7 protein-coding genes are annotated in these 6,097 nt (G+C 56.2%); all 7 read right to left on the bottom strand.

Translation table 11 applies throughout. The features are described 5' to 3' along the window. A partial coding sequence (locus tag ABJP42_RS16020) for a DUF2189 domain-containing protein (RefSeq protein WP_348342116.1) occupies positions 1–428 on the bottom strand: 428 nt, incomplete at its 3' end. 234 nt (positions 429–662) lie between these two features. Further along, on the bottom strand, positions 663–1,361 hold the full coding sequence (locus ABJP42_RS16025) for a hypothetical protein (protein WP_348342118.1): 699 nt from the start codon (positions 1,359–1,361) through the stop codon (positions 663–665). 172 nt (positions 1,362–1,533) lie between these two features. Continuing rightward, positions 1,534–1,887, bottom strand: a complete 354-nt coding sequence (locus ABJP42_RS16030; RefSeq protein WP_348342120.1) for an H-type lectin domain-containing protein — start codon at positions 1,885–1,887, stop codon at positions 1,534–1,536. Positions 1,888–2,042: 155 nt separating this feature from the next. After that, entirely contained in the window at positions 2,043–2,456 is a 414-nt protein-coding gene (locus ABJP42_RS16035) for a F0F1 ATP synthase subunit epsilon (protein WP_295451576.1), read from the bottom strand. Positions 2,457–2,467: 11 nt separating this feature from the next. Next, a complete protein-coding gene (gene atpD / locus ABJP42_RS16040) occupies positions 2,468–3,892 on the bottom strand; it encodes a F0F1 ATP synthase subunit beta (RefSeq protein ID WP_122073383.1) in 1,425 nt (474 codons plus the stop codon). 21 nt (positions 3,893–3,913) lie between these two features. Continuing rightward, on the bottom strand, positions 3,914–4,792 hold the full coding sequence (locus ABJP42_RS16045) for a F0F1 ATP synthase subunit gamma (protein WP_348342122.1): 879 nt from the start codon (positions 4,790–4,792) through the stop codon (positions 3,914–3,916). Positions 4,793–4,804: 12 nt separating this feature from the next. Next, positions 4,805–6,097 (bottom strand): F0F1 ATP synthase subunit alpha (gene atpA / locus ABJP42_RS16050; RefSeq protein ID WP_348342124.1); only part of this gene is annotated, 1,293 nt, incomplete at its 5' end.

The raw sequence follows: 6,097 nt of genomic DNA on the forward strand, positions 1-6,097 counted from the left end.
ACCTGATACATCCAGACCCAAAAAATAAAGAGCGTGACAAAACCCATCCAGCCCATCTCCCGCTTGCGCTGATGGGCCATGACAGTGAGGATCTCCTCCCAGCCAAAGCCCTCCTCCCGTTGGCGTCGCCGCGACATCTCATAGAGCCCGGCAGCAGCAAAAGGCGCCACCAGCGGAAAGCCCACCATGGCCGGAATGATCATCCAGATCTTGCCCAGCCAGATCAGACACCAGACAAAAAGAATGCCAAAGACCGCATAGAACAGCCCAAAGAAACTGCTCATCACCGGATGCGCCCAATAGTCCGAGAGCCCTGCCCTGAGCGAGGCGGTGATATCGCCCGGCTTCAAGGTCTGAACCTGCGGCTGCGGTCGACGCTGGGAGTTTGAGCCTTTAGGTGGCGTGGGTTTGGTGGTCTCTAAGGTCATGACAGCCCCCTCCCAAAGCGAAACACCACGCGGGCCCCGTGCAAGACCCCGCGGCAAAACACGCGTGCTTCCTGTGCTGGACAGCTTGCAACAGCATGAGGGACCGGGCAAGTGCGTAGAGGCAAGACCATGCGCTGTGTCTTTTTGGGGTCCTTGCTCGCATCACTTTTGTGAAGCTCAGCTATTGCTCCAAAAGTCAGGATTGAACCTAAATATCCCTATAGTTTTGGGCTTCTAGGCAATCTTCACAACGCGCGCCATGGCGCAGAGGGGATCGGTTGCCAACAAATCTTCAATCGAGAGCTTCATGTCATCAAAGCTCTTTCCGTAGAAATATAGCGCAGTTTCGCTGCTACCTTCCCAAAACCCACGAAAGCGGCCTCCGCCCTCGACAAGTGCTTCGCAGCGGCTGATCAAGTCATTTACGTCGGACTGCTCATAGACCTCTGCTGGCAGGTCCGTCCCATTCAGAAACAAGGCCATCCCTTCGAGAGATCCAAATGCAATGTCATTTCGCCCTTCTGGAAGTTTCAGAACAGATCCTTTTGGCGCACCAAGCTCTTCCAATGTAGAAATAATCTCTTGGATTGTGGCTTTAGAAAGCTCGTTTACCATGATCTCGATGTCGCAATAGGCAATACCATCCGGTTCGCCTGCCAACTGAGTGCCCCCGCCTGTAACTTCACCAGATCCCGAAGACTGCAGGACGTCATCAAGGGGGTCTGCAAAATAGTCACCCCGATCTATTGGTTGAACTCGTGCATCTAGCTGAGCGATGACGATAGTGCGATCATCACCGTGGTCTTCACCCGAGTTTTTCATAGAGCTAAGTATTGACCTAAAGAAGGTGAACATTCTTGTATCCGTGCCAAGTTTTCGCGCCATAATAGTATATTGAACTTGAAAAACAATGCTGAATGGAGCTTTGTCCACCCGGCAAACCTTCGATGCCCCCAGTAATCAAGCCTTGCACGAATTGCCAAAGCACCGCTTTGGCAGCGCCCGAACCGCCCCCACGGGGCGGGCGCTTCGCTTCCTCCCCTCGGTTCGGACGCGGTGGCGGTGGCGGTGAAACAGAGCTCTAACGTGTCAAACCCCGAGGGGTTCAATCCACATCATCCCAATCGTCGTCAAAGGGCAGCTCTCCGACCGCAATCCAAGCAGCGCGCAGGCGGGCGATGCGGCTGTCGCCCCAGGTGCGGAACACCACTTCAAAATCCGTTGTGGTGATATTCTCCGCCACCAGTTCAGCCCGGATGGCGGCATTGGTGTCCATATCCCAGAGCGAGATCGAGACCTGCACCGCTGGCGGGCGGCGATAAGATTCCTTGAATCGCACCAGATTACGCCGCTCACGGGCGCCCTCCCCGGTCCACATGCTGCCACCACTGTCAAACTCGGAAAACAACACCAGGTCGCCCTGGTCAATTCCGGTGCGTGGATTGCGAAGTCTTTGCATGTCTTATCGTTCCAATTTCAGTCCACCCGCGCAAAACCGCGGTTCGGCCATTAAAAACCAAAAAATTCTAAGATTCAAAAAACAAAACCGGCCCATCACGATGACGGGCCGGTTTCTAAGTCTGGTGAACACACTGGGCGTGATCCTACGGGCCGTTACAGGCTCATATGGGTGCCCAGGGCCTCCATGTCCGACAGGAGCTTTGCGGCCTCTTCCACGATATCGTGGGGCTGCTCCGCTTCCTGCGCGGTTTTGTACATGTTACGAGCCTCTTCGATCAGCTCGTCCAGATGGGCACGGGTCATCTCATCCATTGGGATTGCCTTTTCAGCGAGGACCGAGAGAGCCTCGGCGCTGATTTCGGCAAAACCGCCAGTGACCACGAACTCCGAAGTGCCTTGCGAGCTTTCAACCCGCAGGACACCCGGACGCAGGGTGGTGATGGTGGGTGCATGCATCGGCATCGCCGTCATGTCACCCTCCGCGCCAGGGATCTGCACCGCGTTCACCTGGAGCGAGGCAAGGCTACGCTCCGGGCTAACGAGGTCAAATTGCATGGTATCAGCCATCAGGGCCCTCCTTAGGCCGCGTCAGCAGCCATTTTTTCGGCTTTTGCGATCACTTCATCGATGCCGCCAACCATGTAGAAGGCGCCTTCGGGGAGGTGGTCGTATTCGCCAGCCACAACGGCCTTGAACGACGCGATCGTGTCTTCCAGTGGAACCTGTTTACCGTCGGCACCGGTGAAGATTTTGGCAACGTCAAACGGCTGGGACAGGAAGCGTTCGATCTTACGCGCACGGGCCACTGCCAGTTTGTCGTCTTCCGAAAGCTCGTCCATGCCGAGAATGGCGATGATGTCCTGCAGCGATTTGTAACGCTGAAGGATCTGCTGAACGTCGGTGGCGACAGTGTAGTGCTCGTCACCAATGATCAGTGGATCCAGCAGACGCGATGTCGAACCCAGTGGGTCAACCGCAGGATAGATACCTTTTTCCGAGATCGCACGATCCAGAACGGTTGTCGCATCCAGGTGCGCAAAGGAGGTTGCAGGTGCAGGGTCAGTAAGGTCATCCGCAGGCACGTAAACGGCCTGAACGGAAGTAATCGAACCATTTTTGGTCGAAGAGATCCGTTCCTGCATCGCACCCATATCGGTGGCCAGTGTTGGCTGGTAGCCAACAGCGGATGGAATACGACCCAAAAGCGCCGAAACCTCGGAACCCGCCTGTGTGAAGCGGAAGATGTTGTCCACGAAGAACAGAACGTCCGAGCCGCTGTCGTCACGGAACTGTTCCGCCAGGGTCAGACCCGACAGAGCAACCCGCATACGCGCACCGGGAGGTTCGTTCATCTGGCCGTAGACCAGAGCAATTTTGGAGTCGACCAGGTTCTCGGGAACGATAACACCGGATTCGATCATCTCGTGGTAAAGGTCATTGCCTTCACGGGTCCGCTCACCAACACCGGCGAAAACGGACACACCGGAGTGCACCTTCGCGATGTTGTTGATCAGTTCCATGATCAGAACGGTTTTACCAACGCCGGCACCGCCGAACAGACCAATTTTACCACCCTTGGTGTAGGGGGCCAGAAGGTCGATAACCTTGATACCTGTGGTCAGGATCTCGGTTGCGGTGGACTGTTCTGCGAATGCAGGTGCGTCGCCGTGGATGCCACGTGTTTCAGTGGATTCTACGGGGCCCTTTTCGTCAACGGGCTCGCCGATAACGTTCAGGATACGACCCAATGTGGCATTGCCAACTGGAACCGAGATAGGTGCGCCGGTGTCGGTCACGTCCTGGCCGCGAACCAGACCTTCGGTTGCGTCCATTGCGATGGTACGAACAGTGTTCTCACCCAGGTGCTGAGCAACCTCGAGAACCAGGTTCTTACCGTTGTTGTCTGTGGTGACGGCGTTCAGGATTTCCGGCAGGGCATCCTCGAACTGCACGTCCACAACGGCGCCAATCACCTGCGTGATTTTGCCTTTTGCGTTTGCCATGTGTTTGTCTCCGGTTGTCTCTTAGAGCGCCTCAGCGCCCGAAATGATTTCAATCAGCTCGTTGGTGATGACGGCCTGACGCGAGCGGTTATACTCGATTGTCAGCTTGTCGATCATCTCGCCAGCGTTACGTGTGGCGTTATCCATCGCACTCATCCGGGCACCCTGTTCGGATGCACCATTTTCCAGCAGCGCCGAAAAGATCTGGGTCGATACGCCACGGGGCAGCAGATCGGCAAGAATTGCCTCTTCGCTGGGCTCGTAGTCGTAAACGGCCGAAGAGGTCTCTTCAGCGGCACCGCCCTCGTAGGAGGCCGGAATGATCTGCTGCGCTGTTGGCACCTGGGTCACAACATTGACGAACTCCGCAAAGAACAGGGTCGCAACATCAAATTCACCAGCGTCAAAGCGGGTCAGGATATCCTTTGCGATGTTCTGCGCATTGGCATAGCCGATACGCTTGACTTCGCTCAGGTCCACGTGGCCGATGAAATCATCGGCAAAGTCGCGGCGCAGCGCGTCGCGGCCCTTTTTACCAACGGTCAGAATTTTGACCGTCTTGCCTGCAGCCTTCAGCTCTTGAGCCTTCTGGCGTGCCAGCTTGGAAATATTGGCGTTAAAGCCACCGCACAGCCCCCGTTCGGAGGTCATGACGACTAGCAATTGCACCTGGTCGCTGCCGGTGCCGCGAAGCAGCATTGGAGCTGAATCGCTGCCACCAACCGAAGCCGCCAGCCCCGCCATCACGGCATTGAACCGTTTGGTGTAGGGACGGGAATCTTCGGCAGCTTCCTGGGCGCGGCGAAGTTTCGCCGCGGCCACCATTTGCATGGCTTTTGTGATCTTACGGGTGCTTTTGACACTCGCGATCCTGTTTTTCAGGTCCTTGAGATTTGGCATTGCCTTATCCCCTTACGCGAAATCTGCGGCGAATTCGTCCAGCGCTGCTTTGATCTTGTCGGCAGCCTCGCCCTTGATCTTGGGATCTTCAGTCGAAATCCACTCGAGCAGATCAGCGTGCTTACCGCGCAGATGCGCCAGCATGCCTTCTTCGTAACGGCCAACAGCCTTTACGTCGATCTTGTCGAGGTAACCCTGAGTACCGGCGAAGATCACGCAGACGATTTCTGCGTTGGTCAGCGGCGAGTACTGTGCCTGCTTCATCAGCTCGGTCAGACGGGCACCACGGTTCAGCAGCTGCTGAGTGGCGGCGTCAAGGTCAGAACCAAACTGAGCAAAGGCCGCCATTTCGCGGTACTGAGCCAGTTCCAGTTTCACCGGACCCGCAACAGACTTCATCGAGTTTGTCTGAGCCGAGGAGCCAACACGCGAAACAGACAGACCGGTGTTCACAGCAGGACGAATGCCCTGGTAGAACAGTTCGGTTTCCAGGAAGATCTGGCCATCGGTGATCGAAATCACGTTGGTAGGAATAAAGGCGGAAACGTCACCACCCTGGGTCTCAATAACGGGCAGAGCCGTCAGGGAGCCAGCGCCAAAGTCTTCGTTCAGTTTGGCCGAACGTTCCAGCAGGCGGGAGTGCAGATAGAAAACGTCACCAGGATAGGCTTCACGTCCGGGCGGACGACGCAGCAGCAGGGACATCTGACGATAGGCAACAGCCTGCTTGGAAAGGTCATCATAGATGATCAGACCGTGCTTGCCGCTGTCGCGGAAGTATTCCGCCATCGCAGTTGCAGCATAGGGAGCCAGGAACTGCAGAGGCGCAGGATCGGAGGCGGTAGCCGCAACCACGATCGAGTATTCCATGGCGCCGGACTCTTCCAGCTTTTTCACCAGCTGAGCAACAGTCGAACGCTTCTGACCGATCGCAACATAGACGCAGTACAGTTTCTTCGACTCATCGTCGCCTGCTGCATCGTTGTAGGATTTCTGGTTCAGCATGGTGTCGAGCGCGATAGCGGTCTTACCAGTCTGACGGTCACCAATGATCAGCTCACGCTGGCCACGGCCAACGGGGATCATCGCATCAACAGATTTGAGGCCTGTCGCCATCGGCTCGTGAACCGATTTACGTGGGATAATGCCAGGTGCTTTAACATCGGCAACGCCACGCTTTTCAGCGTTGATCGGGCCTTTGCCGTCCAGCGGGTTACCCAGACCGTCAACAACGCGACCCAGCAACTCGGGGCCAACCGGAACGTCCACGACCGACTTGGTGCGCTTTACAGTGTTACCTTCTTT

Source organism: Pseudophaeobacter sp. (assembly GCF_039971195.1).
In the GTDB taxonomy this organism is placed as follows: domain Bacteria; phylum Pseudomonadota; class Alphaproteobacteria; order Rhodobacterales; family Rhodobacteraceae; genus Pseudophaeobacter.